The sequence below is a fragment of the Zavarzinella formosa DSM 19928 genome (assembly GCF_000255705.1).
GTDB lineage: Bacteria > Planctomycetota > Planctomycetia > Gemmatales > Gemmataceae > Zavarzinella > Zavarzinella formosa.
In genome coordinates this window covers 192663-193120 of record NZ_JH636448.1, presented here as the reverse complement: position 1 = coordinate 193120, position 458 = coordinate 192663, and the positions used below count along the sequence as shown (strand labels likewise).

Annotated in this window: 1 pseudogene; it reads right to left on the bottom strand. The window is 59.8% G+C overall.

The window, feature by feature from the left end:
• Positions 1–59: 59 nt before the first annotated feature.
• A pseudogene (locus BGIM_RS66200) lies at positions 60–458 on the bottom strand (hypothetical protein); the annotation flags it as partial.

The following is a 458-nucleotide window of genomic DNA, read 5'->3' as shown; positions in this document are numbered from 1 at the left end:
GAAGTGCCAAATAGTGTATTGATATTTGGCGGATGCACCACTAAAAACCGCTTTTACCGTCATCGTGCCGACCGCATATCCGGCATCGCCGCCGCCTTCACGGTGATCGCTCCGATGGCATAACCCGGTTTCGCGATGATTTTGATCGGGTTGGCCGGGGCCGGACCGAATTGTTTGCCCATGATCTCCGTCGATCCCGACCGATAGATCGGGCGAAGCGAGTTGACAACGTCGTTCATGTTGTTCCATTTTCCCATCCCCGCTTCAAACCCGACCAACAAGGCGCCCTCCGGTACCTGGTCCCGGAAGACAGGGTCATTGTTGCCGCCTTGAATTCCCGTCCCGATTCGCGGCTGGCCCGGAATGACATTGCCGCCGGGGTTCATCCCCGGCCCGGTTTTCGCCGTCGGGCCAAAGGGACCGCTTTTGGCCGCCGGGCCGAAGTGGCCGCCTTTCGC